The organism is Anaerotruncus sp. AF02-27 (assembly GCF_003465835.1).
GTDB classification, from domain to species: Bacteria; Bacillota; Clostridia; order Oscillospirales; family Ruminococcaceae; genus Anaerotruncus; species Anaerotruncus rubiinfantis.
This window is the reverse complement of sequence record NZ_QSBX01000010.1, coordinates 22,127-48,745: the sequence shown is the minus strand read 5'-3', so window position 1 is coordinate 48,745 and position 26,619 is coordinate 22,127. Positions and strand designations below refer to the sequence as shown.

Annotated in this window: 28 protein-coding genes; 26 read left to right on the top strand and 2 right to left on the bottom strand. The window is 55.2% G+C overall.

Annotated features, from left to right (window positions below):
- Positions 1 to 151 precede the first annotated feature (151 nt).
- The 24 genes from DWV16_RS09690 (at position 152) to DWV16_RS09575 (ending at position 21,902) form a co-directional block, all read left to right on the top strand.
- Positions 152 to 937 carry a glycoside hydrolase family 25 protein gene (locus DWV16_RS09690; RefSeq protein WP_118478975.1) on the top strand — a complete coding sequence of 262 codons (786 nt, stop codon included), beginning with the start codon at positions 152 to 154 and terminating at the stop codon, positions 935 to 937.
- A gap of 4 nt (positions 938 to 941) precedes the next feature.
- Positions 942 to 1,262, top strand: a complete 321-nt coding sequence (locus DWV16_RS09685) for a hypothetical protein (protein ID WP_066458830.1) — start codon at positions 942 to 944, stop codon at positions 1,260 to 1,262.
- Between the two features lie 913 nt (positions 1,263 to 2,175).
- A complete protein-coding gene (locus tag DWV16_RS09680; protein ID WP_079988256.1) occupies positions 2,176 to 3,405 on the top strand; it encodes a sugar diacid recognition domain-containing protein in 1,230 nt (409 codons plus the stop codon).
- Between the two features lie 288 nt (positions 3,406 to 3,693).
- Positions 3,694 to 4,779, top strand: a complete 1,086-nt coding sequence (locus DWV16_RS09675) for an NAD/NADP octopine/nopaline dehydrogenase family protein (RefSeq protein WP_118478973.1) — start codon at positions 3,694 to 3,696, stop codon at positions 4,777 to 4,779.
- Between the two features lie 41 nt (positions 4,780 to 4,820).
- A complete protein-coding gene (gene dctP, locus DWV16_RS09670; protein WP_158572840.1) occupies positions 4,821 to 5,897 on the top strand; it encodes a TRAP transporter substrate-binding protein DctP in 1,077 nt (358 codons plus the stop codon).
- A 110-nt stretch (positions 5,898 to 6,007) separates the two neighbouring features.
- A complete protein-coding gene (locus DWV16_RS09665; RefSeq protein ID WP_066458835.1) occupies positions 6,008 to 6,664 on the top strand; it encodes a TRAP transporter small permease in 657 nt (218 codons plus the stop codon).
- Positions 6,664 to 7,968 carry a TRAP transporter large permease gene (locus DWV16_RS09660; protein WP_066458836.1) on the top strand — a complete coding sequence of 435 codons (1,305 nt, stop codon included), beginning with the start codon at positions 6,664 to 6,666 and terminating at the stop codon, positions 7,966 to 7,968. The genes DWV16_RS09665 and DWV16_RS09660 overlap by 1 nt, the downstream gene beginning before the upstream one ends.
- Positions 7,969 to 8,092: 124 nt before the next feature.
- A complete protein-coding gene (locus tag DWV16_RS09655) occupies positions 8,093 to 8,824 on the top strand; it encodes an ANTAR domain-containing response regulator (RefSeq protein ID WP_066458838.1) in 732 nt (243 codons plus the stop codon).
- Positions 8,821 to 9,915, top strand: coding sequence for a sensor histidine kinase (locus DWV16_RS09650; protein WP_066458840.1), 1,095 nt, complete (start codon positions 8,821 to 8,823; stop codon positions 9,913 to 9,915). Before DWV16_RS09655 ends, DWV16_RS09650 begins: the two co-directional genes overlap by 4 nt.
- A 132-nt stretch (positions 9,916 to 10,047) precedes the next feature.
- Entirely contained in the window at positions 10,048 to 11,478 is a 1,431-nt protein-coding gene (locus DWV16_RS09645) for an ethanolamine ammonia-lyase reactivating factor EutA (RefSeq protein WP_118478969.1), read from the top strand.
- Between the two features lie 21 nt (positions 11,479 to 11,499).
- Positions 11,500 to 12,870 (top strand): ethanolamine ammonia-lyase subunit EutB, encoded by a 1,371-nt coding sequence (locus DWV16_RS09640; protein ID WP_066458846.1) that lies wholly within the window; start codon positions 11,500 to 11,502, stop codon positions 12,868 to 12,870.
- A 6-nt stretch (positions 12,871 to 12,876) separates the two neighbouring features.
- A complete protein-coding gene (gene eutC / locus DWV16_RS09635; RefSeq protein WP_066458848.1) occupies positions 12,877 to 13,818 on the top strand; it encodes an ethanolamine ammonia-lyase subunit EutC in 942 nt (313 codons plus the stop codon).
- 11 nt (positions 13,819 to 13,829) lie between these two features.
- Complete coding sequence (gene eutL / locus DWV16_RS09630; protein ID WP_118478967.1) at positions 13,830 to 14,483, top strand: ethanolamine utilization microcompartment protein EutL; 654 nt, start codon at positions 13,830 to 13,832, stop codon at positions 14,481 to 14,483.
- Between the two features lie 15 nt (positions 14,484 to 14,498).
- Positions 14,499 to 16,004 (top strand): acetaldehyde dehydrogenase (acetylating), encoded by a 1,506-nt coding sequence (locus DWV16_RS09625; protein ID WP_118478965.1) that lies wholly within the window; start codon positions 14,499 to 14,501, stop codon positions 16,002 to 16,004.
- A gap of 60 nt (positions 16,005 to 16,064) precedes the next feature.
- Positions 16,065 to 16,358, top strand: coding sequence for a BMC domain-containing protein (locus DWV16_RS09620; RefSeq protein WP_066458856.1), 294 nt, complete (start codon positions 16,065 to 16,067; stop codon positions 16,356 to 16,358).
- Between the two features lie 60 nt (positions 16,359 to 16,418).
- Positions 16,419 to 16,715 carry an ethanolamine utilization microcompartment protein EutM gene (gene eutM / locus DWV16_RS09615; protein ID WP_066458858.1) on the top strand — a complete coding sequence of 99 codons (297 nt, stop codon included), beginning with the start codon at positions 16,419 to 16,421 and terminating at the stop codon, positions 16,713 to 16,715.
- A 15-nt stretch (positions 16,716 to 16,730) separates the two neighbouring features.
- Positions 16,731 to 17,504 carry a hypothetical protein gene (locus tag DWV16_RS09610; RefSeq protein ID WP_118478963.1) on the top strand — a complete coding sequence of 258 codons (774 nt, stop codon included), beginning with the start codon at positions 16,731 to 16,733 and terminating at the stop codon, positions 17,502 to 17,504.
- Entirely contained in the window at positions 17,501 to 18,148 is a 648-nt protein-coding gene (gene pduL, locus DWV16_RS09605) for a phosphate propanoyltransferase (protein WP_187116736.1), read from the top strand. The genes DWV16_RS09610 and pduL overlap by 4 nt, the downstream gene beginning before the upstream one ends.
- Before the next feature lie 12 nt (positions 18,149 to 18,160).
- A complete protein-coding gene (locus DWV16_RS09600) occupies positions 18,161 to 18,826 on the top strand; it encodes a hypothetical protein (protein ID WP_118478961.1) in 666 nt (221 codons plus the stop codon).
- 26 nt (positions 18,827 to 18,852) lie between these two features.
- Entirely contained in the window at positions 18,853 to 19,158 is a 306-nt protein-coding gene (locus DWV16_RS09595) for a EutN/CcmL family microcompartment protein (protein ID WP_066458864.1), read from the top strand.
- Positions 19,155 to 20,516, top strand: a complete 1,362-nt coding sequence (locus tag DWV16_RS09590) for a 4Fe-4S dicluster domain-containing protein (RefSeq protein WP_118478959.1) — start codon at positions 19,155 to 19,157, stop codon at positions 20,514 to 20,516. Before DWV16_RS09595 ends, DWV16_RS09590 begins: the two co-directional genes overlap by 4 nt.
- Positions 20,513 to 21,061, top strand: a complete 549-nt coding sequence (locus DWV16_RS09585) for a BMC domain-containing protein (protein ID WP_341423446.1) — start codon at positions 20,513 to 20,515, stop codon at positions 21,059 to 21,061. The genes DWV16_RS09590 and DWV16_RS09585 overlap by 4 nt, the downstream gene beginning before the upstream one ends.
- Positions 21,062 to 21,111: 50 nt before the next feature.
- Positions 21,112 to 21,459 carry an ethanolamine utilization microcompartment protein EutS gene (gene eutS / locus DWV16_RS09580; protein WP_066458866.1) on the top strand — a complete coding sequence of 116 codons (348 nt, stop codon included), beginning with the start codon at positions 21,112 to 21,114 and terminating at the stop codon, positions 21,457 to 21,459.
- Positions 21,460 to 21,470: 11 nt separating this feature from the next.
- Positions 21,471 to 21,902: a EutP/PduV family microcompartment system protein gene (locus DWV16_RS09575; RefSeq protein WP_118478957.1), complete on the top strand. Its 432-nt coding sequence runs from the start codon at positions 21,471 to 21,473 to the stop codon at positions 21,900 to 21,902.
- Between the two features lie 69 nt (positions 21,903 to 21,971).
- Here DWV16_RS09575 and DWV16_RS09570 read toward each other — a convergent pair whose 3' ends face one another.
- Positions 21,972 to 22,250, bottom strand: a complete 279-nt coding sequence (locus DWV16_RS09570; RefSeq protein ID WP_066458868.1) for a zinc-ribbon domain containing protein — start codon at positions 22,248 to 22,250, stop codon at positions 21,972 to 21,974.
- A gap of 415 nt (positions 22,251 to 22,665) precedes the next feature.
- Here DWV16_RS09570 and DWV16_RS09565 point away from each other — a divergent pair, with 415 nt between their 5' ends.
- Both DWV16_RS09565 and DWV16_RS09560 read left to right on the top strand, forming a co-directional pair.
- Entirely contained in the window at positions 22,666 to 24,030 is a 1,365-nt protein-coding gene (locus tag DWV16_RS09565; RefSeq protein WP_066458870.1) for a hypothetical protein, read from the top strand.
- A 225-nt stretch (positions 24,031 to 24,255) separates the two neighbouring features.
- A complete protein-coding gene (locus DWV16_RS09560; RefSeq protein WP_118478955.1) occupies positions 24,256 to 24,993 on the top strand; it encodes a GntR family transcriptional regulator in 738 nt (245 codons plus the stop codon).
- A gap of 54 nt (positions 24,994 to 25,047) precedes the next feature.
- Here the strand turns inward: DWV16_RS09560 and nhaC are convergent, their stop codons facing one another.
- Complete coding sequence (gene nhaC / locus DWV16_RS09555; RefSeq protein WP_243007304.1) at positions 25,048 to 26,505, bottom strand: Na+/H+ antiporter NhaC; 1,458 nt, start codon at positions 26,503 to 26,505, stop codon at positions 25,048 to 25,050.
- Between the last annotated feature and the right edge of the window lie 114 nt (positions 26,506 to 26,619).

The window sequence follows — 26,619 nt, the reverse complement described above, 5'->3', positions numbered from 1 at the left end:
TACCTTGTGGCCCTTTTGGTGCTGCTGGCGGCGCAGGGCTTCACGGGGGCGCTCACGCCGTCGATGGCGGCGCTTGACCTGCTTAACGCTGTATTGATCGCCACGGCAGCCAGCGGCGCCTACGATGGGATCAAGCGGATTGGTGGCGGCAATGGCTGAGATCGTCGCAAGGGGGATCGATATTTCCTCCCATCAGGGCGAGATCGACTTTGAAAGGGTCAAGGCGGCGGGATATTCCTACGTCATCATCAAGGCGGGACAGGGCCTGCGGGAATTCCAGACCTTCCGGGAGAAGTACCTGCCCGCTGTGCTCGCCGCTGGTCTCGACTGGGGCGCGTACTGGTGGAGCGACGCGGTGACGGTGGACGAGGCCAGACGGGAGGCGGAGGTTTTTGTGGCGGCACTCGGGAAGCTGAGGCCAACCTATCCGGTCTATATGGATCAGGAATATGCTTCGCCCTGCGGCCAGTGGGGGCTGAATCAGGGAAAACAGACCCGCACCGATATGGCGGCGGCGTTCCTGCAAACGCTCGAACAGGCCGGATACTATGCGGGACTCTATGCCTCAAAGGACTGGTTGGAACATTGGGTAAATGCGGACAAGCTCAAAAACTACGATAAGTGGGTGGCGCAGTACGCGGCAAAATGCACCTATGGCGGGGCTTATGGGATGTGGCAGCACCACGGAGATGTGCCGGGGTTCGTGGGCCGCTGCCCGGGGATCAGCGTACCGGTTGACCTCAATGACTGCTACCGGGATTACCCGGCGATTATCAAGGCAAACGGCCTCAACGGATGGGGCGCGCAGGAGCCGTCTGGCGAGATGGTGCCGCGCGGTGAATACGAATCCATGAAAGCCGAGCGGGACGCTTTGCAAACGAAATATGACGGGCTGGTGGCCGATATACAGGCGGTGATCAGCAAATACAGGGGGTAACAGGATGGATGCACAATTCTGGACGGCGGTGCTGCCGTCAACCATGTCGGCTCTGGCTTTGATCGTCGTGGCGGTGATCGAGACCAGGGAAAGCAAAAGCCGCAAACGAACCGAGGCCAGAGCCGCCCGCCGCGCGGAGGAAAGCCGCTTGTCAATGGAATTGATGTCCGCAGCCTGCAAGCTGTCCACAGTGACTGCTAAGGCCGTGACGGGGCACAAGACCAACGGGGATGTAGAGGAGGCGTTGGAGATGTCCAAAGAGGCGCAGGAACAATACGAGCGATTTAAAACGAGATTGGCTGCTGATCAGGTGGCAAAGATATGATAAACGGGCCTTCCGGTTATTCCGGTTGGCCCGCCCTTCTTTACGCAAAGATGCCCGCACATGGCGGGCATCTTTGCAGGGAAACAATATTTTATTTCACCCGGAGCATCGAGTGTTTAAAGTTTATCATAAATTAGCATAGTTATTCAATGGGATATATCGATAATGTTAGGCGGATGCTAAAAGATTGTAAGGCTAACTAAATTTTATATAGCCACAAATAATGTATATGGTATAATTTAACAATAACAATATGACTGCGTAGAAGGCGCAGGGCAAAGCATAAAATATGTTCGTCAACATATTTTATAAGTGGCTTATAATGCTGGTTTGCAGCTATAAATATGGACGTTCGGAACGCAGAGGCCGCAGGTCCTAGTCTTGTCACCTCGACCCATAAGCCAAAAGAAGCAATAACACCGCCTTTTGGCGGTGTTATTGCTTCTTTCAATGTATAGTTAAATACATGATATGTGTATTTGTTATTTTAATATCCAAGTGATAAGATGAAACCATCGAAAATAACCGGTTGTAAAAGACGGTGCCTCTCGGTGAAAAAGGATCTTTATCTGCGTGCCACTCTTCGAGCTACATCTGGGTGGGAAGACGCCCTGGGCCATGACGATGTGATTGTGACATTTTCCATGGAAGAATGATCGTAAAAAGCAGAACCGAAAGAATATCGGTACATGTGCCAATCCTGGAAGCAGTATTCGGCGGCAGGCCGCCATGTAACGTCTGCTGAACAAATTTTTATGAAACATCAAAGTGGAGAAGGGTATTTAACGAGCTTCATGGAGCATATCTTGTAAGAATAATTTGTGTGTGATATACTAAAAGAACAGAAAAAATAATTTTTTTTAGTGATTATTTGCAACTCCTTCCTTAACCGAATTTTGTGAAAGGAAGTATAATGGGGATTCCACTATACGGGGTGTTGGATATGCTCAATCAGGGAATTGGACAGGAAATCGCACTTGCGGCGAGCCGGATCATTGGACACGGCGTTCTGATTACCGATGCGGAAGGAGTCGTATTGGGATGCTATGATTTAAAGCGGATTGGTTCGCTACATGAGGCATCGCTGCCGGTGATGAAAAGCCGGAAACCCGCATTTTTGGATGAACAGGCTTGTAAAGTATACAAAGGAACACGTTATGGAGTCACATTCCCGATTGAACTTGGAAATGAGGTTGTCGGATCGGTTGGGATCACCGGAAGGCTGGAGGAGGTTTCCCAATACGGGCAGCTGATCCAAATGTTTGTGGAAGTTTTTTTAAAGGAACGGCTGGAACAAAATCTGTCTCAGCTGCGGGATCGGGACAGGTATAACCTGCTTTTGGAAATCACCGCTTTCCATGCGGGCGGAGCGGATGAGGAGAATATCCTGCTGCATGCAAAGGCCCTGGGGTTTGATCTTTCAGTTCCCCGTGCTGCGATTATGGTGGAGATCCAGGAAGAAAACAGCGCTTCCGCGCGGCCGGAGAATATGCCTGGCAGCAGGCCGGATATCAGCGCAATTGTGGAACGGGTTTTTTCTGAACGGGAGAATATTTATATCCCGCTCTCAATTAACCGGATCATGATTTTTGCAGTGCTGGGTGCCCATGAGAGTGAACGTGATGTCAAGTCGACGGTTCAGCGCAGAGGCGGGGAGCTTTTGGAGATGTTTGCGCGCAGCGGCGTATGCGCGAAGGCCGGAGCGGGGAGCCTGGCAACCGATCTGGTGACGTTGCGGCAATCTTATTATGACGCCTACCAGGCCATGATGATCTGCCGTTGGACTGGGGAGCCGGGCCGCCTGGTGTACATTAAGGACAGCCATCTGGAACGGCTTGTTTTCAATATCTCAAGCGAAGCCTATACTTCCTTTTATAAGGACAATCTGCAGGCGCTTGTGCGGCAGAAGGATGGGGATGAACTGCTGCGCGTGATCCTTGTCTGGTGTGAAACCAAATTTAACGCCACCGAGTCCTCGCAGCGGCTGCACATTCATAAAAACACGCTGTCCTACCGAATCAACCGGATACAAAAAATCAGCGGGCTGGATCTGAAAAATTTTAAAGAGGCAACAGCGCTGTATATTGCGGTTACATTGTATTATCTCAAACCGAGGGGATATATGGCCCTTCCGGAACCATGAAGACTGCAAATCAGCCGCTTTTAAAAACTGTCGCCGAACATAAAAAATGTTCGGCGACAGTTTTTATTTGAGATAAACCGATTGGATAATTGTCCATATTTTTTGTTATATGTTTAAATATTATATAATATTATTACAATAAAATCTTTGAGAGTCCCGCGTTTTTTTGTAATAACAGCTGGATGTTTCCAGAATTTTTTCCAGTTATACTAATCTTAGTTCCTGAAAGTTGCGCAGGGGCTGAGATCCAAAGAGAATAAGTTGGAATAAGAACAGGAGGGATTTGGTTTGGCAGCAAAAAAGATCGCAATCCTTGGTGATGGAAACGGCGCACACATGATGGCTGCTGATTTTGCCATGAAGGGTCATCAGGTCAGCATGTACATTTACGAAGCGCGCGAAGAGGTGCGCAAACTGATGGAGACCAAAACCATCAACATTGAAGGCGTTCTGAAAACCTCTGTAAAACTCCATAATGTAACCTGCGATATCGAGGAAGCAATCAAAGAGGCGGATTATATCTGTATTGCAACCCCTGCGTTCGTTCATGCTTTTTATGCAAATCTGCTCAAAGGAAAAGTGAAGAAAAATCAGGTGATCGTGACCTTCCCGGGCGCGTTCGCGGCACTTCAAATCAAAAAAGTGTTCGGAGATGATCCGGAATGCCCAGTATTTGCGGATGTTAACAACCTGCCGTATGATACACGTCTGAGCGGCCCCGCTAAGGTGAACCTGTTCGGACGCAATGCCGTGAACATCGCGTTTTTGCCCGCATCGGCCGGGGACAGCCTGATCGATGAGATGCGGGTGGACCTCTTCCCATTTGAAAAGGTCTACCGCGATGTGCTTGAATGCGGCCTGTCGATTGTCAACCCGGCCTGGCATACCGGTCCCTGCCTTTTAAGCGTGACCTCCATCGAAAGCCCGACAAACAACTTTTTTGTCTATGAGCACGGCTGGACCCCGTCGGCCTGCAAGCTGAACATTGTTCTGGATCAAGAGCGGAAAGCGGTGGGTAAGGAGCTTGGTTACCATCTGCGCCCAATGGAGGATTTCAGCGGGATGCCGGACGGGTTTACCTGGCAGCAGCTGTACGCGGCCGGGCACGGAGCGATTTCGCTCACTCCCATCTGTGGCCCGAACAACATTTTTGACCGCTACCTGACCGAGGACGCGCCGTACGGGTTGGTGCCGTGGGCGGCGATCGGTGGATTGCTGGGCGTGCCGATGTCGATGACCAACTCCTGTATCGATATTTATAATGTCATCCATGAGACCGACTGGCGCAGGGAGGGGCTCACTGCGGAGGATCTCGGCATCGACGGCATGAACAAGGAACAGCTGCTTACCTATGTGCAGACCGGAAAGAAGTAAGACGCATCCACCACGACCATATGCTGGTAAGGAGGATTTCCATGAAAAAGGTTATCGCACTCGTTCTTTCAATGAGCCTGTTATTGTTAGCTGCCTGTGACAAAAGTGCAAACGGCGCGGAAAGCCAGACGGCGCCCGCTCAGCCTTCCGGCCAGGCGTCTGCGCCTGCGGATACAAGCAAGGACAGCTCGGAAAGTTATTCATTCCGGCTTGCAACCCACTATGCGACAAGCCATCCCGGCTATGCCGCGCTGGAGAGGATCGCGGCTGATCTCAATGAGCAGAGCGGCGGAAAAATCGAGGTCAAACTCTATCCGTCGAGTCAGTTGGGCGACTACACATTGACCTATGAGGACCTGATGAGAGGTTCCGTCGACTTTGCGCTCATCCCAATTCCCAGCGAATACGATCCAAAACTGGAGATGAACTTTGTCCCCTACATGGTGACGGACTACAGTCAGATGGAATCGGCGTATGGCCCGGATTCCTACTTCTACAAGGAGTATGGCGGGATCCATGAAAACCTGGGCGTCAAACTTTTGGGGCTCTATGTGGAAGGTCTGATTGGATTCGGACTTACGCAGCTGCCGGATAGTTACGCGGATCCAGCGGCTTCCAAGGGTTTGATGATCCGCTGTCCGGCAATCGAGGTTTACAACTTGGTGACCGAAGACATGGGCTATTCCGCGACTACAATCCCCTATGCGGACCTTTACAGCGCACTGCAGACCGGTGTGGTCGACGGCTGGATCGGCGGCACGCCGCAGCTCAACTACACGGACTTTAAGGATGTTATCAAATACTATGTGGATTACAACGTTTTTGCTGAAAATATCGGGTTCTTCATGAGCCTTGATGTTTTTAACAGCCTTCCCGCTGAATACCAGACCATGATTCAGGATGCCTTCATGAAGGAAGCGATCAACAGCTATGCGGTCGCGGAGCAACTGGACAATGAAGCGCTCTCAAAAATGGAGGAGTATGGGATCGAAATTGTCCGGCTGACCGATGAACAACGGGCCGCCTATGCGAAGAGCATCCAGGAAAAAACCTGGCCGCGCCTTTACAAGAATATTGGTGAGGAGACTCTTAAAAAACTGGTAGAAGCAGTTCAGTGATGTTCCAGCCTGTTCGGGCGGCTGTGCGGTTGACAGCCAGCCGTCCGAACAATCCCAAAAGGCCTTTTGGGAATTTTGACGGATAAATGGACGAAATGTGAGGTGAGAGGATGCCGTCTGTACCCTTCGATATCACACAGACTTTATTTTGGAAGATCCTGCTGCGGGTGGTGCGCTTCGTTATGGTTTCCTGCAGCGTGATTTCCACCGCCTGTATTATCTACTCCCTGACCCTGCGCTATATATTCCAGAAGAATTTTTATGGTTCGGATGAAGTGATTCTGATGTTTGCATTCTGGCTCTATTTTATGGGAGCCGTACATGGAAGTTATGAAAACAGCCATATCAAAGCGGATCTTCTGAATGTTTACATAAAGAACCTTCGCGTGAAGGATGTCATGGGCCTGATCGCGCAGTTTTTGACAATCGTTGTCAATGCCATCCTGCTGTTCTGGGCGTGGGATTACTTTTTGTGGGGACTCAACAAGATGCCGCTCTCCACAGGGCTGAAGATACCGCTGGTGATTCCGCAGAGCGCAATTTTCTTCTCCCTGCTGTTGATGGTGTTTTACCATATCTGCTATTTCTGCATCAATATCCACAAGTTTACATCCTGCGGATATTTTTCGGTTCCGCAGTATGGCGACTATATCACGGAAAAACTCAAAGCGCGGTATTCTACCGCTGCCGCGCCTTTGAAGGCAGAGGTTGAAGCGATGCTGAAAGCCGATGAAGAGGCGGAAAAGCAGAAAGGGGATGGGCAGTAATGGAGATAGCGGTCAGTATTCTGATCCTGATGGTCGCGTTGATCATCGGCATGCCGATTCCATATGCGTTTGGCGCATCCTTCATCTGGATTGCTTATTCGCTGGATTTCCAAACGGACTTTTTGCTGGCGGCGGGCTACAGCCAGCTAAATTCGGTGGTTCTGCTTGCCATCCCGCTGTTCGTGCTGGCCGGCGGCATCATGGAAAAAGGACAGATCGGAGAATCGCTGGTCGGGCTGGTGGAACGGTTTGTCGGCCGGTTCAAAGGGGGCCTTGCCGCTGTAGCGGTAGTTGCGAGCGCGATTTTCGGTTCCATTTCCGGAAGCGCTTCGGCCACGCTTTCCTGTATCGGTTCCATTATGGAACCCCGTATGACAAAGGCCGGCTATGAAAAAGGCTATACGGCGGCAATCCTTTCAGCGGCTTGCCCGCTGGGGCTTCTGATCCCGCCCAGTTCCGCGCAGATCCTTTACGCTTGGTCCAGCAACCAGTCAGTTCTGGCCTGTTTTGCTTCCACAGTTGGTCCTGGCATCATTTTGGTATTGTTCCTTTGCGTGGTAAATGGATTCCTTGCCAGGAGGATGCCGATTATCATTCCGGAAAAACAGCCACGCGCCGTTTGGATGGAAGAAACGAAGAAAAAGACCCTGCACGCTGTGCCGTCGCTGATAATGCCGCTCATCATCCTGGGAGGAATCTACGGCGGGATTATGACGCCGACCGAAGCGGCGGCAGTCAGCGTCCTGTATGCGATCCCGGTCGGAATGTTCCTCTACCGGGGGCTTACCCCAAAGGGCCTCAAGGACGCGCTCATCGACACTTCGACCACCACGGGCGTCATCATGGTGATGTTCTTCATGGTCATGATCCTGAGCAGGCTTTTCACAATGGAAGATGTGCCGGGACGGATTGCAAACGCGCTGCTGCAGGTGACCGACAACAAATATATCCTGCTCCTGCTGATCAATGTGTTCATGATTATCATCGGGATGTTGATGGACGATGTCAGCGGAATCCTGCTGAGCACGCCGATCCTTCTGCCGATCGTGACGGCGTTGGGGGTGCATCCGATTCATTTCGCGGCAATTCTGGGCGTAAACCTCGGCATGGGGAACATCACCCCGCCGACCGCCCCGATGCTCTATCTGAGCGGGCGCGTGTGCAACGCGAAAATCAACAAGATGCTTCCGCCGACTTTGGTGTTCATCCTGTTTGCGTATCTGCCCACTCTGCTGATCACGACCTTTATCCCGGCGGTTTCCCTTACGCTGCCGAAATTGATCCTGCCGAAGCTGTTCCTGTAGGCGCTTTGGAGCTGCAAAAAGAGGGGCGGACATTCGGCCGTCCTTCTTTTTTGCGTGGAATTGAAAAATGCGGCAGGAACTTATATAATAAAAGAAAAAGAACATCAGCAAAAGGGGGAGCGGTATGCGTACGGCAATTGTCGCGGACGACGAGCCCATCACACGGCTGGATATTTCGCAGATGCTGGAGGAACTGGGGTTCCAGGTACTGGGACAGGCGTCCGATGGATTTGACGCGGTCGAGCTTTGCCGCGCACACCATCCGGATGTGGCGCTTCTGGATGTACGCATGCCGATTTTTGACGGCCTTGGCGCAGCGGAAACAATTGTAAATGAGGAGCTGTCCGGCTGTGTAATTCTCCTGACCGCATTTTCCGATCCGGAACTGGTGGAACGAGCGGGAAAGGCCGGCGTGACCGGATACCTTGTAAAGCCAGTGGAACAGCGGCTCATTTTGCCCACTGTTGAGGTGGCGATCGCACAGAGCAGGCGTCTGCGGGAAAGCAGAAGGGAGAGCGCGCAGGCCAAAGAAAAGCTGGAGGAGTTGAAATTTGTGGAGCGCGCGAAGGGAATCCTGGCCTCGCAGCGTCAGATCAGCGAAATGCAGGCTTATCAGGAGCTGCGGCGTATGGCGATGAACAAGCGCTGCCCGGTCGGCGTGCTGGCACGGGCAGTTGTGGAGAGCTGCGGCGCGCGTCCCGCCTTCAGACGGGACAAGGAGCGGCTGATGGAGCTGCTGCATCTTTCGGAAAGGGAAGCGTACGCCCGTATCCGGCAGGCGGCGCAGGAAAAGGATATGACGCCTGAACAGGCCGCAGCATGGCTGGCCGCACAGGCAGCGGAGGAACAAAAATGATGCTGCGGGAGCTTTGCCGTATCCAGACGGCCTTATCAGAAGCGGACATCGCGCGGCTGGAACAGCTGGAGCAGGAGCTCCCGGTGATTGCAGAACTCACAAATGCTGACATCTTCATCGACTGCTTTGACAAAAGCGGCCGTACCGTGCTGGTTGCGGCACAGGCGCGTCCGGCACAGGTCGGTTCTTCTGTCTATGCGGAGGATGTGGTGGGAAAGACCGTCTTGCGCGAGATGGAACCTGCGGTTTATCATGCGGTTGAAAGCGGACTGCCCGCGCGCGACCTAAAAGCCATCACCCAGGAGGGCGTGACGGTCCGTCAGGATGTTGTCCCGGTGCGTGGAACAGACGGAAAGGTCATCGGTGTGCTCATCTGTGAAAAGGATATTTCGGGCAGGCTCATCCGCGAAAAGAAATATGATGAGCTGGCGCGCGAAAAGGAAGAGCATGCCGGCAAACAGCTTCTGGTGGCCGGGAAAACGGGCGATGTGCGGATGCGGGAGGTACACCACCGGGTGAAGAACAATCTGCAGATGATCGCTTCGATCATGAACCTGCAGGCGCGTCGGAGCGACAATCAACAGGTGCGGCGCGCGTTTCGCGAGAATACCCAGCGGGTGCTGAGTATCGCTGCGATCCACGATATCCTGACGCGCGGGGAGGAGGGCGGCGGTGTACGGCTGCTGCTCCTGCTGGAACGAATCTGCCGGGAAATCCAGGCGGTGTCCGGTATTGGGAGCCGGGTGCGCATCCTTGTAGAAGGGGATGATCTGTTGATTTCGGCGGATCTCGCGTCTTCGATTGCGCTTGCTGTGAATGAGCTGGTCACGAATGCGCTCGAGCATGGATATCCGGGGGATCGCACCGGCAGGGTGACGGTAAAAGCGCAAGCGGGCAGGCTGTTTTCCACGATATGGGTCGAGGATGACGGAGTTGGCTACGATCCAATGGAACCTCGCAGGGGCAGCTTGGGGCTTGAACTGGTCACCCTCACTGCCCGGGATAAACTGCGGGGGGATTTTCGCATCGCGCCGGATGAAACTGGGACAAAGGCCTATTTTTCTTTCCGGATGCCGCCGAAAGAGGATTGATTTTCCACTTTTGGTGTGCTATACTAAAAACGTACAACAGGGTACATCATTTGATAAGGCAATAAGGCCAAAGCAGTAATTTATTACTGCTTTGGCCTTTTTTGTTTTTTCGCAAGGAGGCGGGCGGATTTCATGGCTGCGGAGCAATTTTTGAGTGTCGGGATCGATATTGGAACCTCCACCACGCAGGTTGTTTTCAGCTGTCTCACAGTGGAAAATAAAGCGGGATACTTTTCGGCGCCGCGGGTTTCGATCGTGGATAAACGGGTGGTCTATACAGGGGAAATCCACCGCACGCCGCTTTTGAACAGCGTGCGGATCGACGCGCAGGCGGTGCAGCGGATCGTCGCCGGGGAGTTTGCGCGCGCGGGATATATGCCGGCGCAGATTGGGACCGGCGCGGTGATCATCACCGGGGAAAGCGCCCGTAAGGAGAACGCCCGGGCGGTACTTGAAAAGCTCAGCAATTTTGCGGGGGAGTTCGTCGTTTCTACCGCAGGGCCTGATTTGGAGGCGGTGATTGCCGGAAAGGGAAGCGGCGCATGGCAATACTCTGTGGACAACGCCTGCGCGGCTGTGAACATCGATATTGGAGGAGGCACCTCCAATATTGTGCAGTTTTATGATGGCCGGGCGGTTGCCCGCGGATGCGTGGATATCGGCGGCGGGCAGATCTGTTTTTCGCCGGATGGCGTCCTCACATACCTCAGCCCGAGCGCGCGGGCAATTGCGGATGCCTGCGGTTCTGCGCTGCGGGAAGGGACGCGGGTGGACAAAGCGGAGCTGTGCAAAGTTTGTGAAGCAATGGCGGAATTGCTTTTCCAGCTCACGGCCGGGGAACGGTCGGTTCTGCTCGACCGGGTGCGCACAGCGGAAAGCTCCCCTTTTATCCCGCCGTATCCCACGCAGGCGGTATTTTTTTCGGGCGGCGTGGCGCGGTGCTTTTATGAAAACGAGACGGAAATCGAAAAATACGGGGACATTGGGGTGATCCTTGCCCAAAAACTGCGAAAGAGCCGGTTCTGCTCGGAATACCGGATCGTGAGCGGCTGTGAGACGATCCGCGCGACGGTGGTTGGGGCGGGCTGCTATACCACCGGCATCTCCGGAAGCACCATTTTTTACAGCGCGCCGCTTTTTCCACAGAAGAACCTGCCGGTGCTGAAATTGAGCATGCGGGAGCAGGACGCCTGCTTTGCGGGTGAAAGCGCCACACTTGTGGAACAGCTTGGATGGTTCCTTGCGCAGACGGACGGCGAAAAACTGCTGCTTGCGCTGCCAGGCCGCTCCAATCCCACCTACGACGCGCTCAAAAGGCTGGCGGAAACCATTGCTGTGGCGGTACGCCAGGTGTACCCGCTCGGCGCGCCGGTCTTTCTCGCAGTGGAAACCGATATGGCCAAGGCGCTGGGCCAGGCGGTTTTCGCCGCGCTTCAAAGCGCGCGCCCGGTCGTTTCGATCGATGCGGTTCAGGTTGAGCAGAACGACTACATCGATCTCGGAAGGCCGCTGATGGATGGACTTGTCATTCCGGTGGTGGTCAAGACGCTGATTTTTGGATAAAGCCAGATTAGGAGGCAGAGCATGAGCTATCAGGTGATTCTGGGGGGCAACACCTTTTCTTTTGACACGGTGAAGGAGGTGCTTGCCAAGGCAAATGAAGAAAAGTCCGGGGATATTCTCGCCGGGATTGCGGCGTCGTCCGATATCGAGCGGATCGCGGCAAAGGAGGCGCTCGCAAACATGACGCTGCATGAGCTTCGGGAGAATCCCGCGGTGCCGTATGAAATCGACGATGTGACCCGGATGAATCAGGATGGGATCAATGAATACGCTTATGGAAAAATCAAAAGCTGGACGGTCGCGCAGCTGCGGGAGTGGATTCTCGATTCAAACACGGACGAAGCGCAGCTGCGGGAGATCGGAAAGGCGCTGACAGCGGAGATGGTAGCCGGCGCCGCCAAACTGATGAGCAATCTGGATCTCATCTATGCGGCGTCAAAGATGCAGGTTCCAGCGCGCTGCAATACGACGATCGGCCTGCGCGGGACGCTTTCCACCCGCCTGCAGCCAAACCACACCACAGACAATCCCGAAGGGATCACAGCTTCGCTGTTTGAAGGGCTCAGCTACGGATGCGGAGACGCGCTGATCGGGCTAAATCCGGTGAATGACACGGTGTCGAGCTTGGCGGAAGTGCTGCGGCGGTTTGACGAGGTAAAAAACGAATTTGGGATACCGACCCAGATCTGTGTGCTGGGGCATATCACCACTCAGATTGAAGCGGTCAGGCAGGGCGCTCCGGCCGATATGATCTTCCAGTCGATCGCGGGCAGTCAGAAGGGAAACGAAGCGTTTGGTTTTACCACGCAAACCGTCCTGGAGGCAAAGGAGCTGCTCAAACGGCACGGCACCTCCACCGGCCCGAATGTCCTCTATTTTGAGACCGGGCAGGGCAGCGAGCTTTCCTCCGACGCGCATTACGGAGCCGACCAGGTGACTATGGAGGCGCGCTGCTATGCCTACGCGCGCAACTTTGCGCCGTTCATGGTGAATACGGTGGTGGGATTTATCGGCCCGGAATACCTTTATGATAGCCGCCAGGTGATCCGCGCGGGTCTGGAGGATCATTTTATGGGGAAACTTTCCGGGGTGCCGATGGGCTGCGACTGCTGCTACACAAACCATATGATGGCGGATCAAAACGACATCGAAAACCTCGCGCTGCTGCTTGGAGGCGCCGGGGTCAACTACATCCTCGGTGTACCCACCAGCGACGACATCATGCTGAACTATCAGACCAACGCTTATCATGATGTCAATGCCGTGCGGGAAATTTTGGGGAAGCGTCCGATTCGGGAGTTCGAACTCTGGCTGGAAAAGATGGGGATTATGGAGGACGGCAAACTGACCGGCCGTGCGGGCGATCCCACCATTTTTGTGAAAAGGAGGTGACCGGGCGTGCTCGATGAAAAACTGGTCGAACAGATTGTGGAGGAGGTGCTTGCCGGATTGCGCCCGAAGGCTGTGGGACCGCCGAAACAGACGGACCGTCCAAAGTGCAAAGCCGCCGAAGACCGGGCGGCGCTTCCGCCGCTGAGCGCGCCGCCCGTCCATCCGGCTTTGGAAGAAAAGCGGGAGGCAGGCGCGCTTGATCTGGCTTCTCCGCAAGCGAAAGCGGAGATCCTGCTTCGGTCGCCGCAGGATCCGGATGCGCTTTTACGGATGAAAGCGCGCACCACCGCGCGCATCGGGGTTGGGCGCTGCGGTCCGCGGCTCAATACCCGCACGCTGTTAACGCTGCGCGCTGACCATGCGGCGGCGCGGGATGCCGTATTCACAGATGTGGATCAGGCGATGCTAGACCGATTGGGGCTGTTCACGATTCAGACGCGGTGCCGGGATAAGAATGAATTCCTGACCCGGCCGGATCTTGGGAGGCAGTTTGACGAAGAAACGCTCGCAGGTCTGCGCGAAAAATGTGTGCGGACCCCCGACATACAGATCTATGCGGCCGATGGGCTGTCCTCCACAGCGGTGAACGAGAACCTGCCGAATATCCTGCCGGTGCTTCTGGAAGGGCTGCCGGCCAAGGGATTCAAGGTGGGTACGCCATTTTTCGTCCGCTATGGCAGGGTGCCCGCAATGGATCAGGTTTCGGAAACGCTCGGCGCGGCGGTTACCTGTGTGCTGCTTGGAGAGCGCCCCGGGCTTGCAACGGCGGAAAGCATGAGCGCCTACATTGCCTACAAAGCGACGGTTGGCATGCCGGAGGCGCGGCGCACAGTGGTTTCCAACATCCATCGAGCAGGTATTTCGGCGGTGGAAGCGGGCGCGTATATCTGTGACGTAATTGAAGCGATCCTTGCTGCGAAAGCCAGCGGCGTGGATCTCAGAAAATAGGAGGCGAAAAGATGACGGGAGATCCCATTCAAACCACAGTGCTTTCCGCCCGGATGATCCCGAATGCTGATCCCATGCTCCTGAAAGCGCTGCGGGTGCCGCAGGGGCTGCGCAGCTTGGGAATCCTCACGACCGACAGCGACGACGTTTCCTATACGGCGCTTGACGAGGCCACAAAAAAGGCGCGGGTGCGGGTCGCCTATGCGAAGAGCATGTACGCGGGTTCCGCCAATGCGAACACCCGGTTAGCGGGGGAGTTTATCGGCATTCTTGCGGGACCGGACCCGGCGGAAATCCATGCCGGGCTGCAGGCAGCGGTGGACTTCATCAAGCACGACGCCTGCTTTTACAGTGCCTGCGGGGATGATTCGGTGGTGTATTTCGCACACTGTATTTCCCGCACGGGTTCGTACCTCTCGAAACAGGCGAAAGTACCGGAGGGCGGCGCAATGGCTTATCTGATCGCGCCGCCGCTGGAAGCAATGGTCGGAATTGACGCGGCGCTCAAAGCCGCGGATGTGGAGATGAGGATATTTTATGGCCCGCCAACCGAGACAAACTTCGCGGGAGGACTCCTGACCGGCGATCAGGCCGCCTGCAAAGCCGCTTGCGAAGCATTTGCGGATATGGTGTGTGCGGTTGCGCAAGCTCCGCTCATATATTAAGGGGGAATCGTAGAAATGACGCTGGATAAAGATCTGCAGTCGATTCAGCAGGTGCGCTGTCTTGTCGCCGCGGCGAAACAGGCGGCCGGGCAGCTTGCGCAAATGACACAGGAACAGCTCGATGTGATCATTCGGGAGATCGCCGCCGACTGTGCCGCCAATGCGCAGCGGCTGGCAAAGCTTGCAAATGAAGAAACCGGATTCGGCAACTGGCAGGATAAGGTTCTGAAAAATCTTCTCGGCAGTACGATGACCTACGATTATATCCGGGATATGCGGGTTGTGGGAATACTCAGCGAAAACCGGGAGAGAGGGCTGATGGAAATTGGCGTTCCGGTTGGGGTGGTCGCGGCCCTGATCCCGTCCACCAATCCGACTTCAACGGTGATGTATAAATGCCTCATCGCAATCAAGGCCGGCAACAGCATTGTAATAAGCCCGCACCCGAGCGCGAAAAACTGCATACTGGAAACGGTGCGCATTGTGCAGGAAGCGGCCAGGCGTGCGGGCGCGCCGGAGGGGACGGTCGGCTGTATCGAGCTGACGACCGCACAGGCGACCGACGCGCTCTTAAAGGCAAAGGATGTCGGGCTGATCCTGGCGACCGGTGGAGAGGCGATGGTGCACGCGGCCTACAGTTCCGGAAATCCGGCGATCGGTGTCGGACCGGGAAACGGCCCCGCGTTCATCGATAAAAGCGCGGACATTCCAAACGCTGTCAGACGGATCATCGAGAGCAAAACTTTCGATAACGGCACTATCTGCGCATCCGAACAGTCGATCGTCACCGAACGCGCGGCGGAGGAACAGGTGGTTTCCGAACTCAGACGGCAGGGCGGATACTTCCTTTCGCCGGAGGAATCCAAAAAGTTGGCCGGCTACATCCTGCGGGCAAACGGGACAATGAACCCGCAGATTGTCGGCAAGACGGCGCAGGTGATCGCTGATCTGGCGGGCATCAAAATTCCTTCCGGAACGCGCGTGCTGATTTCCCGGCAGAAGGAAGCCGGGCGCCAAAATCCTTACACACGCGAAAAGCTTTGTCCGATTCTGGCATTTTTTGTGGAGGAAAACTGGGAGGCGGCCTGCGCACGCTGTATGGAGATCCTTCATATTGAGGGAGCGGGCCATACAATGACCATCCATGCGCAGGATGAAAACCTGATCCGGGAATTCGCGTTGAAAAAACCGGTTTCCCGCCTTTTGGTCAATGTGGCCGCCGCACTCGGCGGCGTGGGGGCGCTGACCAATCTTGCACCCGCCCTGACGCTGGGATGCGGTTCAGTTGGCAAAAGCGCCTCCTCGGACAATATTTCGCCGAAGAACCTGATCAATATCCGCCGGGTTGCCTGGGGGATGAAGGAGCTTTCGGAAATCCGGGGAGAAAATCCTGCGCCGCCGCTCGCCAAACCGTCCGCCGGCACGCCCGGAAAGCAGCGTACCGGCACGGACGTTCCCTTTACGCGGGAAGAGGTGGAGCTGATCACCAAAGCGGTGCTAGCGCGGCTTGGACAACAGTAATCCGCACGGCGCGGTTGAAACCATAGATCCATTGGAAAAACGATATAGGAGGAATCAGCAATGGCAGCAACATTACAGGCGCTTGGAATGGTGGAAACAAAAGGTCTGGTCGGTTCGGTGGAAGCGGCGGACGCGATGGTCAAAGCGGCGAACGTCAGCCTGATTGGAAAGGTACATGTCGGCGGCGGTCTGGTCACTGTTATGGTGCGCGGGGATGTCGGCGCGGTCAAGGCGGCGACCGACGCGGGCGCGGCAGCGGCTTCCCGTGTTGGGGAACTGGTTTCGGTGCATGTCATTCCGCGCCCGCATCCGGAGGTGGAATATATCCTTCCGTCACTGACGCAGGGAGATTAACATTCGGAAGGCGCAGATTGAAAATATATACTACAAAAATGATAGCAGGAGGAAATAAAAATGGCAGCAACATTACAGGCACTCGGCATGATTGAAACAAAAGGGCTGGTAGGCTCGATTGAAGCGGCGGACGCAATGGTCAAAGCGGCGAATGTCAATCTGATTGGAAAGGTGCATGTCGGCGGCGGTCTGGTCACTGTTATGGTACGCGGGGATGTTGGTGCGGTCAAAGCGGCGACAGACGCGGGCGCGGCTGCGGCTTCCAAAATTGGCGAGCTCATTTCTGTGCATGTGATCCCGCGCCCTCATTCCGACGTGGAGTACATCCTGCCGACGCTTGCCGCCAGTGACAAGTAATACGGGAGCGGCAGTATGACCATCATAACCGAAGCAACTTTGCGCGCGGCGCTGCTTCAGGAGGGAATCCGGGAATACCGCGCGCCAGCGGAGGCTTTTGTCACGCCGCTGGCCCGCGAATATCTATCAGACCGAAAAATTGAGCTGGTTTTTTCACCGGCGGAGCCATGTGAAACAATGCAGGTGAATCCGGGAGGGATGCCATGCGACCCGGTGCAAAAAAATGGAGAAAAGACCTATCGGGATGCGGCGACTGGGGCAAACTATGCGGAAAAACCGGAAAATATGACCCATCTGCGAGGAAACCTGTTGGTGCCGAAAAGCCATCCGCGCATTGCCCTGCGCGGAAAGCTCGATACGCTGGAAGCGGAGATCGTCTGTCTGCAGGTGCGGGCGCAGGGACAGGGCTATTCCGTACTCACCGAGCAGCTTGAGGACGCGCTGCGCTACACCCGCGCGGTTCTTTCCGCTGAAGTGCGGGAGCTTGCGCTTGGGGAACCGGAGTTCTGCGGGCTTTCTCCGGTGCAGTTGCGGGAGATCTCCCACAATGTGAAAAAAGAGATTGGGATCGCACACCCGGTTCCCAACCGAAGCTATGGAGAGATCGGAGCCGGACTCAACCTGCTGCGTGTACGCGCGCGGGAATGTGAGCTTGCCGCGGTGACGGCTTTTGCGGAGGACGGCGCACAGCGAATGGATATTATCCAGGCGCTCAACCGCCTCTCCAGTGGTTTTTATATTCTGCTTTGCCGTTTTTTGGCAGAACAGGTAAAGGAGGGTCGCAGATGAACCTGGAAGAGATTCAGTCGATTGTGGAAGAGGTTGTTTCCCGCTGCCGGGGCAAGGATGGGAGAAATGAAGCGCATACCGGAATCCTTGTGGAAGCTTCGGCCCGTCACGTGCATCTGACACAACAGGCGGTCGAAACACTTTTTGGACCGGGAATAAATCTTTCCCCGAAACGGATGCTTTCCCAGCCGGGAGAGTTCCTTGCGGAGCAGCGCGTTCGGCTTGTTACGTCAAAAGGGACGATCGACAGCGTTGCGGTGCTGGGGCCGGCGCGCGGCGCGGTGCAATGCGAGCTTTCAATGACCGACTGCCGCGCGCTGGGGCTTTCCGCACCGGTGAACCTTTCCGGGGATCTTACCGGCGCGGGCAACGTTGTGATTGTCGGGCCGTCCGGCGTGTTGGAGGCAAAAAGCAGCGTAATTGTCGCGCGCGCGCATATCCATCTCACCCCAGCGGCTGCGGCAGAACAGGGCGTCTCGGATGGGCAGCATGTGCATGTCCGGGTGGAGAGCGCACGTCCGGTGTGCTTTGCGGATGTGGTCATCCGTGTGAAGGATTCCTTCGAGCCCGCGATGCATCTCGATTTTGACGAGGCAAACGCCTGCCTGTGCGGCAAGGACACAAAAGCGTATATTCTGCGATAAGGAGGCGGTCGGATGTCAACGGAAGAAAATAGGCGGCAGCTCGTGGAGCTGGTCACGCAGGAAGTGCTGCGCGCACTCAGCGCGCAGATTTCGCCGGAGGGACCAGCAATTCTGGTCATAGGGGAACCGGAGCTTTTGCCGAAGGAATTTTTGGAGCGGCATACGGTTTGTTCCCTTGCGCAGTATGCTGGCTGCGAAGAGATGGCGCGGTGGGAGGGGGTATATATCACCGCGTTGACCTGTACGCAGCTCGCGGATATCGCGCTCGGACGGGACGAGAGTCCCGCTGCCCGCGCCGTGATAAACGTTCTGCTTCAGAAAAAGCCGGTTCGTATGCTGGAAACGGCGCCCGCTCACCGCAGGATGGATGCCGATTGGGAAAGCGGGCTTTACCGGCGGATGGAAAGCTATGTCGAAACGCTGCGGGAATTTGGCGTGCAGATTTTCGCCGCGCAGGGAGCTTCGCCAGGCGCGGAGAAAGCAAAGCCCGGGAAACCGCCGCAGACCTTGCCTCCTAAACAACAATCGGGACGGCTGGTCACCGAAGCTATGGCGAGAAGCCTGGCTGTGAAGGGAGAAAAGACGGTCGTCCTGGGACCGGAAACAATCGTCACTCCCTCCGCAAAGGATGTGTTCCTGCATGCGGGGATAACCGTGCGGCGGGATTTATGTAAATAAACCGGACGGGTATTTGGGAGGTTGCAATGCTTATTTGTGAAGTGATTGGCCATGTGTGGGCGACCAAAAAATCGCCGGAATTGGAAGGACAGAAACTGATGGTGGTTCGCGAGACGGAAAGCGGCCGCGGGGGAAACGTCCTTGTGGCGGCTGACCAGGTCGGCGCAGGAGTGGGCGAACGGGTGCTCGTGGTGAGCGGAAGCACCGCGCGCGTTGCGGCGGGCGGCAACGACCTGCCTGTGGATTGCGCGATTGTGGGAATTATCGACACGCTGGAGGTCGAGCGGGAAAAGCGGCAGACCAAGGCGGCGAAAGGTGATGACGGCGTATGAGCCTGACGGATCAGATTTTTGCAGCGGGCATCGTCGGCTGCGGCGGCGCGGGTTTCCCAACGCATGCGAAACTGAATGGAGACGCAGAATGGATCATCCTCAATGCCGCGGAATGCGAGCCGCTCCTGCGCACCGACCGTTATATCCTCCGGCATCTTGCCGGACGGGTGATCGCGGCGGCGAGCGCTGTACGCAGGGAATTGGGGGACATCCGCTGCACGGTTGCCACCAAAAGCGCGTACCGGCAGGAGCTCACAGCGCTGCGGGAAGCCATCGCACAGATCGATCCGGAAATTTCCATCCATGAGATGGAGAGCTTTTATCCGGCCGGCGACGAACAGACCCTTGTTGCCGAGGTGACCGGCCAGGCGGTGCCGCCCGCTGGTATCCCGCTCGATGTTGGGTGCGTGGTGAGCAATGTGGCGACCATGTTGAGTATCGCGGATGCCATGGAGGGAAAACCCTTCATTTGGAAATATCTGACGGTATCGGGGCTTGTCCGGGAACCGTCGGTGATTCACGTTCCGGTTGGCACCTCCTACGCGGACTGTATCGCGCTGGCGGGAGGTGTGTCGGATGAAAACCATATCGTGGTATGCGGAGGCCCGATGATGGGGAAACGGATGACCCGCACGCAGGCGGCGGACGCCTGCATAACAAAAACAACCTCAGGAATTCTGTTGCTGCCAGACATTGGTCCGATTGCCGCAGCGGAAAAGATTTCGGTGGAACATATGAAAAACCGCGCCCGGAGCGCCTGCATTCAGTGCAGTCAATGTACAGATCTCTGCCCGCGGCATCTTTTAGGGCATCCGATTGAACCGCACCGAATCATGCGTAAACTTGCCTTTGCCGGGGCGTTTTCAGAGATCCTGGATGATCCGGCGGTACAAAATGCCGCGCTCTGCTGTGAGTGCGGCGTCTGCGAACTGTTCGCGTGTCCGATGTCACTGCAGCCGCGCCGGGTGAACGCGTTGATCAAGGCAGAGCTTGCAAAGGCGGAAATCCGATATCCAAAGGGCAGCGGAGCGCGGGACATTTCCCCCTGGCGGTCGGGCCGTAAGCTGCCGTCAAAACGGGCGGCCGCCCGGGCGGGTGTGCTTGGATTTTATGATGTGTGCGGCACGGATACCCTGCGCGAATGCATCCCCGCACAGGTAAAAATTGCGCTGCGGCAGAATATTGGCGCGCCTGCCGAACCGGTGATCCGGGACGGGGAATCGGTGACAGCCGGGCAGCTGATTGCGAAATGCCCGGAGGGGAAGCTCGGTGCAAACCTGCATGCTTCCATTTCCGGAACAGCGCGTATTGATCCTGGGTACGTCACGATTCAGGAAGGGGAAGGTGCGGCGGTATGATGGAAACGATTGGTTTTCTGGAGCTGAACAGTATCGCAAAGGGCGTGGAAGCGGCGGACGCCGTTTTGAAGGCCGCGGAAACGAATCTGCTCTTTGCAAAGGCGATCTGTCCGGGAAAGTATGTCATTATGTTCACCGGGGCGGTCTCCGCAGTCAGCGCGTCGCTGGACGCGGGCGCCGCCGTGGGCGGCTCGCATATTGTGGATTCGGTTGTGATCCCGATGGTACATCCGCAGGTGGTGGCGGCGATCAACGCGGCATCGGTACCGGATGGACCCGGCGCGGTAGGGGTACTGGAATTTTTCAGTATCACGGCGGCGGTTTATGCGGCGGACGCAGCGGTCAAGGCGGCGGATATAACACTACTCGATGTGAGGCTGGGACTTGGTATTGGCGGGAAATCGTTTGTCACGATGACCGGGGAAGTAGCGGCGGTAAACGAAGCTGTGCAGGCGGGAGCAAAACAGGGATGCGAGCGCGGACTGATGCTTGCCAAAGTGGTTATCCCAAATCCGCGTCCGGAAATTTTTGAATCGCTGATGTAAAAAAGCCCGGTGCTTTCGGACGGAAATCGTGATGGGAGGAGGGGAGCGAATTGCCGGAAGAAAAACAGCGTATTATACAGGAGTTTGTACCCGGAAAGCAGGTGACAATGGCGCATCTGATTGCCAATCCGATAGAAGAACTTTATAAAAAGCTCGGTGTGGTATCGGAAAAGCGGGGGGCTTTGGGCATTCTGACGATCACCCCGAGTGAAGCGGCCATCATCGGCGCAGACGTTGCCTCCAAAGCTGCGGAAGTTGAAATCGTTTTTGTTGACCGTTTCAGCGGTTCACTGGTGATCTGCGGTGATGTTTCCAGTGTGGAGGCGGCTCTCAGGGACGTCCTTGCGGTATTGGGGCATGTACTGCATTTTACCCCGACGGAAATTACCAAATCCTGAGGGGGGCGCCAATGAAAAAGATTATGCTGATTGGGAAGATCGGCTGTGGAAAAACAAGGCTTGGACAATGCCTTTTGCAGGAAAAGCAGCACTATAAAAAGACGCAGGCAATCGAAGTGCTCGGCGGATCGCTTATTGACACGCCAGGAGAATACATCGAACAGAAACAATTCTATAAGGCACTGGTGGTCACAGCGGTAGAAGCCGACTGCATTTTGATGCTGCAGAGCTGCAACGATGAACAGTGCGCGTTTTCTCCGCGGATGTACGGCATGTTCAACCGGCCGCTGATCGGCGTAGTTACGAAGATGGATCTTTGCGAGACCCCCATGCAGGCCGCCCGGGCAGGGGAGCTGCTGCGGTTTGCGGGGGCGCAGGAGGTCTTTTTTGTGAGCTCCGCTACAGGGAAGGGGATCAAAAAGCTGCTTGCCTTTCTAAAATGAAAGGAAATTCCGCGGGAGCAAAAAAACGAAAAAAAGCGCACCCCGAAGGGTGCGCGATCAGACGTTATGTTATCTCTTATTTGCAAAGCAATCACTGCAGTATACAGGACGGTCGTTGCGGGGCTCGAAAGGAACTTTGCAGGTTCTTCCGCATTCTGCGCACACGGCATCATACATTTGTCTGTCGCCGGAACCGCCGCGGGAATTGCCTTTGCGGGCGTCACGGCAAGGTTTGCAGCGCTGGGGTTCATTGGTGAAACCTTTTTCGGCGAAAAATTCCTGTTCGCTGGCAGTAAAAGTAAATTCGCAGCCGCAGTCTTTGCAAGTAAGAGTTTTGTCGTTGTACATGAAATACCTCTTTTTTAAAAATTATGCTAGATGACAAGCATTTGTTTAAGTGTATCCGCAATTGGAATAAAAGTCAATGGATTTACGAAATTAAATGCTACAAAATTTTGCCCGCGGAACAGAGTCCCGCGAGAAAGGCAAATTTCGATCCGGCAGGCGCCCGGAATCCGCAGCTGGATTCCGGGTGCCTTTTAACCGGGCCGCCGCATCCTGTGGGGGTCCCCAATCGGTTCCAATGCGCTTTTCTGTAAAGGGGTTTGCGCAGCGGTGCCAGACGGCTATTGACATTGGAACGATTTGCAACTATACTGAAAGCACAAACTGAAATTTTAGATTTTAGTTTGTGCCATGGCGGGCGCGCAAAATTTGGTTCCAAACCGGGAAACCGGAAATTTTAGGAATAGAGGTGCAGAAGATGGGAAAATATGGGGAATTTATTGAGTGTGTGGACAATGAACTGATTTTTGACGGTGTAAAATGTACGGATCTTGCAAAAGAGTACGGTACCCCCTTGTTTGTGATCTCAGAAAACACCTTGCGGGCCAGCATCCGGACATTCCATGACGCCTTTCAGTCCAGATATCCGGGGGAAGTTCTGACCTGTGTGGGCCTGAAATCCAACTATGGGCTGGCAATGCGCAGAATTGTAGCCACTGAAAAAGGGGCCGGCGGCGAGGCGTTCGGGCTTGGCGAGCTTTATTCCGCGCTGGTTACCGGTACTGACCCGGAAAAAATTGTTATGAATGGCTGCAACAAGCTCCCGGAAATTCTGCGCGCGGCAATCGACGCCGGTATCACCGTTAACCTGGATACCTATGGGGAGGTTTGCCGGGTGGAATCGCTGGCAAAAGAGATGGGGAAAAAGCTGAATGTTGCGGTCCGCTGCCGCCTGCCGCTGAAAAAGGTGGATCTGGAACACTATGTCGATCCGCGTTATGCTTCTGGCGTCGATGGCGCCGAATGGGAACGGACCTTCAAATTTGGAAATGAGCCCAATCAGGCGCTCAAAAGTATTGAGCACTGCCTGAAATCGCCGTATTTGAATCTGGTGGGCGCGATGTATCACGGCGGGATTCCGCGCCGGGTTGGATTCCATGTGGAAGAATTGGAGGAACTTTTGGAGGTTCTCAAAATGGCGAAGGACAAGACCGGCTGGGAACCGGAGATGGTGGATATCGGAGGCGGCTTTACACCGGTGCGTTATGGAAACGAATTTATTTATCCAAGCCTGGAGCGGTATGCGGCAGACATCACGGATGTCTTTATCAGGAAATGCGCGGAATACCAGATGAAGCTTCCCAAACTGATTTTGGAGCCGGGCCGGTTCTGCGTGGAAAAAGCAGGCATGTTCCTGACGCGTGTGGGGCTGCGCAAGGAAGATCACGAGGTGACCAACAGAAAGTGGGTCTATGTAGACGGCAACACCAATGAGATGGGCGATCCATTCGATGCGCAGAATCGTTTTCATTATATCGTGGTTGCGAACAATACCTCCGCGCCGGATGAGGAGGTTGTGGATGTGTGCGGCCAGCTTTGCAGCGCGGACGATGTTTTGGCCAAACAGCGCAAAATCCCCGCTGTTAAAGAAGGCGACCTGCTGGCATTTCTGGACATGGGCGCCTATATGGAGTCTTTTGGCAACAATGCCAATGCGATGCCGCGCTCCGCGACCGTTATCGTTTCGAATGGGCGCGCCGCGCTGGCTAGACGCCGTGAAACGGTGCAGGATATTTTTGCACGGGACGTGATTCCTTACTGGCTGCTCGGTGTCGGAAAATAAGATGGGAATCCGTTGCTTCAAAACATACGCCCGCTTTGCGGGCGTATGTTTTCCATGGAAATCGTTGGGACGGCGTGCGGGATTTTGCCTTCCCGCGCGATTCATGCTATAATTGCGGGGAGAAAATGCTGCGGACGTTTGCGGCTGCCGGAAAATTTAGCAGCCCTGCGCGCGGCAGCTTTCAAAATCCGGGAATCCAACAGGTAAAGGGCGGGGTTTCATTACATGGCAATCGCATTATTAAACGATTGGGTCTACGATGAGATTAAAAAGAAAATTATCGATAATGAGTTTACACCGGGGGAAAGGATCGACATCGAGGCCCTGTCGAATGAGTTCGGCGTCAGCCGGACGCCGGTAATCACCGCGCTTAAGGCGCTGGACAAAGACGGCTATATCACAGTGAAACAGCGCAGCGGTTCCTATATTCGGAATTACACGCCGGAAGAATTGGAAGCTTTATATGATTTCCGGGCGGCTGTGGAATGTATGGCGATCAAAAAAGCGATCCCACATGCGGACCCCGCCAGAGTTTCGGAATTTCTGCGGCATTTTGAAGAAACCGCGCGGCAGATTGACGCCGCGGTGAATCTCGAAACGATGCTCCGGTTTTTTGACGAACAGCTCCGGTTCCATTTTTATCTGCTGGAGCTTTGTCCCCAGATTATTGCCAACGAATTGAAGAATCTGATCGACCTGACCAGAAGAATTGGAAAGTTGCATTTAATTTATATTACGCGGAACATCCCGGACAACGTTTCCGCGCTGAAAGCGGAGGTGGATATGCACGTCCGCCTGGCCAAAGCGGTAATCGATAAGGATGTCGCATTGGCGCAGCGCCTGATCGAAAAGGATCATATGAGCACCAGAAACTGCATCATCAGCCACTTTGATGAAATTGAAGCGTTGCAGATGGAGTGCTGCAGGGATTTTGCAGAATTTGGACATTCGGTCAACATGTAAACAACGGCGTTTATTCAAACTGAATAAACGCCGTTGTTTTTTATCGGCTTTTGATCAGGCTTCCTGCGCAAAAGCGGAGTCAGACACGGGCTCATGCCACTTCCAATCGGTTTCCGCGGGGTTGTCCGCCCGGCGGCGGAAGATGAACAGCCCGGAAAGCACGCACAAAAGACAAATTGCAATGTTCACATAGGAAAAGACGAGATATGGTGCGAAAGCAAGGTTGTGAAACCCGAACAGCCCCATATAATAGACGGCGCTGGTGTTCCAGGGGACCAGCGGCAGCATGATGGTGTTCGATTCCTCGAGCGTTCTTGAGAGCACGCTCCGGTGGATTCTACGCGCGTCGTAGATTTCACCAAACATCGTGCCCATCAGCGCCACTGAGACATAAAACTGTGCGACAAGACACAGGGTAATCATTCCACAGAACAGGGTCAGAATCACGGTTCCCCTGTCGGTCTTCACCCTCCGCGAAATCGCTTCCACCAGCACATGCAGGTAGCCTGCCCGGCTCAGGATTCCGCCCAGCCCCAGGGCGAGCACGGCTGTACAGAGGGTGGAAAGCATGGCTGTGATGCCTCCCTTGTTCAACATCGAATCGACAATTTCCACACCTGTATTGCTGGCGGCCCCCTGCAGGATAGCAGAAATGGCGGTCGAGACATCCACTCCCTGGATTGCGACCGCCAGAAAGAGCCCCAGCAGTCCGGAAAGCAGGATCGCTGGGATTGCCGGCATCCGCATGAGGCTGAACACGAGAATGGCGGCCATGGGCAGCAGCAGCAGGGGACTGAATTGATAGATTTCCGCCAAGGTTCCGCGTACGGTTTCCACAACCGCCGGATGCATCGGCGTATCGGCGTACGCCGCTCCCATGAAGTAAAAAATGAGCAAGGTGATCAGAAAGGACGGCGCCGTGGTGTAGGCCATCGAGCGCACATGCTGGTATAATCCCGTGCCGCTGGCGCTGGCCGCCATGATGGTGGCGTCCGACAATGGGGAGAGCTTATCCCCCAAAATGGAGCCGGAAATGGCCGCTCCGGCGACCACCGCGACCGGCATCCCGATGCTGGCGCCGATGCTGACGCAGGCAATTCCCACCGTCCCGGCGGTACCCCAGGAGGATCCTGTGCAGAGGGACAGCAGAGAGCAGAGCAGGAAGGCCAACGGGAGCAGAAGCTTTGGGCTGACGACCGAAAGCCCGTAATAAATCAGCATAGGGACTGTGCCGCAGAGAATCCAGCCGGCAATCAGCACGCCCACGAATATCAGGATCATGACACAGTCGATCGATCTGCGCACGCCTTCCATCATCCCCTGCTCCAACTCCCGGTAAGGATAACCTGACAGAAGAGATACGACGGCCACCAGGACAATATTGAGGGTGAGCAGCGGGATTGTGGCGATTCCGGCTGTGATTCCGGTGGTCAGGACGGTGCCGATCATCACAATGATTCCGGCAGACAGCCATAGGCTTGGCATCTTCATTGGCTCCACAGATTTCGTCATAACGCCCACCTCTTTCAGTCAATATTGTTTTTTGCGGTCCATTTTGATACCTTAGCCGTTTTCGCCTCCAAGCTTTGCCGTTGGTTTGAGCGGCAGATACTTTCGAAATTTGCC

Coding starts and splice junctions, on each gene's coding strand:
- DWV16_RS09655 (WP_066458838.1), top strand. CDS start 8,093: ATGCGTACGGCAATTGTCGCGGACGACGAGCCCATCACACGGCTGGAT.
- DWV16_RS09680 (WP_079988256.1), top strand. CDS start 2,176: ATGGGGATTCCACTATACGGGGTGTTGGATATGCTCAATCAGGGAATT.
- DWV16_RS09650 (WP_066458840.1), top strand. CDS start 8,821: ATGATGCTGCGGGAGCTTTGCCGTATCCAGACGGCCTTATCAGAAGCG.
- DWV16_RS09600 (WP_118478961.1), top strand. CDS start 18,161: ATGTCAACGGAAGAAAATAGGCGGCAGCTCGTGGAGCTGGTCACGCAG.
- nhaC (WP_243007304.1), bottom strand. CDS start 26,505: ATGACGAAATCTGTGGAGCCAATGAAGATGCCAAGCCTATGGCTGTCT.
- DWV16_RS09585 (WP_341423446.1), top strand. CDS start 20,513: ATGATGGAAACGATTGGTTTTCTGGAGCTGAACAGTATCGCAAAGGGC.
- DWV16_RS09620 (WP_066458856.1), top strand. CDS start 16,065: ATGGCAGCAACATTACAGGCGCTTGGAATGGTGGAAACAAAAGGTCTG.
- DWV16_RS09595 (WP_066458864.1), top strand. CDS start 18,853: ATGCTTATTTGTGAAGTGATTGGCCATGTGTGGGCGACCAAAAAATCG.
- eutM (WP_066458858.1), top strand. CDS start 16,419: ATGGCAGCAACATTACAGGCACTCGGCATGATTGAAACAAAAGGGCTG.
- DWV16_RS09685 (WP_066458830.1), top strand. CDS start 942: ATGGATGCACAATTCTGGACGGCGGTGCTGCCGTCAACCATGTCGGCT.
- DWV16_RS09570 (WP_066458868.1), bottom strand. CDS start 22,250: ATGTACAACGACAAAACTCTTACTTGCAAAGACTGCGGCTGCGAATTT.
- DWV16_RS09690 (WP_118478975.1), top strand. CDS start 152: ATGGCTGAGATCGTCGCAAGGGGGATCGATATTTCCTCCCATCAGGGC.
- DWV16_RS09665 (WP_066458835.1), top strand. CDS start 6,008: ATGCCGTCTGTACCCTTCGATATCACACAGACTTTATTTTGGAAGATC.
- DWV16_RS09575 (WP_118478957.1), top strand. CDS start 21,471: ATGAAAAAGATTATGCTGATTGGGAAGATCGGCTGTGGAAAAACAAGG.
- pduL (WP_187116736.1), top strand. CDS start 17,501: ATGAACCTGGAAGAGATTCAGTCGATTGTGGAAGAGGTTGTTTCCCGC.
- DWV16_RS09610 (WP_118478963.1), top strand. CDS start 16,731: ATGACCATCATAACCGAAGCAACTTTGCGCGCGGCGCTGCTTCAGGAG.
- DWV16_RS09640 (WP_066458846.1), top strand. CDS start 11,500: ATGAGCTATCAGGTGATTCTGGGGGGCAACACCTTTTCTTTTGACACG.
- dctP (WP_158572840.1), top strand. CDS start 4,821: ATGAAAAAGGTTATCGCACTCGTTCTTTCAATGAGCCTGTTATTGTTA.
- DWV16_RS09660 (WP_066458836.1), top strand. CDS start 6,664: ATGGAGATAGCGGTCAGTATTCTGATCCTGATGGTCGCGTTGATCATC.
- DWV16_RS09565 (WP_066458870.1), top strand. CDS start 22,666: ATGGGAAAATATGGGGAATTTATTGAGTGTGTGGACAATGAACTGATT.
- DWV16_RS09645 (WP_118478969.1), top strand. CDS start 10,048: ATGGCTGCGGAGCAATTTTTGAGTGTCGGGATCGATATTGGAACCTCC.
- DWV16_RS09560 (WP_118478955.1), top strand. CDS start 24,256: ATGGCAATCGCATTATTAAACGATTGGGTCTACGATGAGATTAAAAAG.
- DWV16_RS09625 (WP_118478965.1), top strand. CDS start 14,499: ATGACGCTGGATAAAGATCTGCAGTCGATTCAGCAGGTGCGCTGTCTT.
- eutL (WP_118478967.1), top strand. CDS start 13,830: ATGACGGGAGATCCCATTCAAACCACAGTGCTTTCCGCCCGGATGATC.
- DWV16_RS09590 (WP_118478959.1), top strand. CDS start 19,155: ATGAGCCTGACGGATCAGATTTTTGCAGCGGGCATCGTCGGCTGCGGC.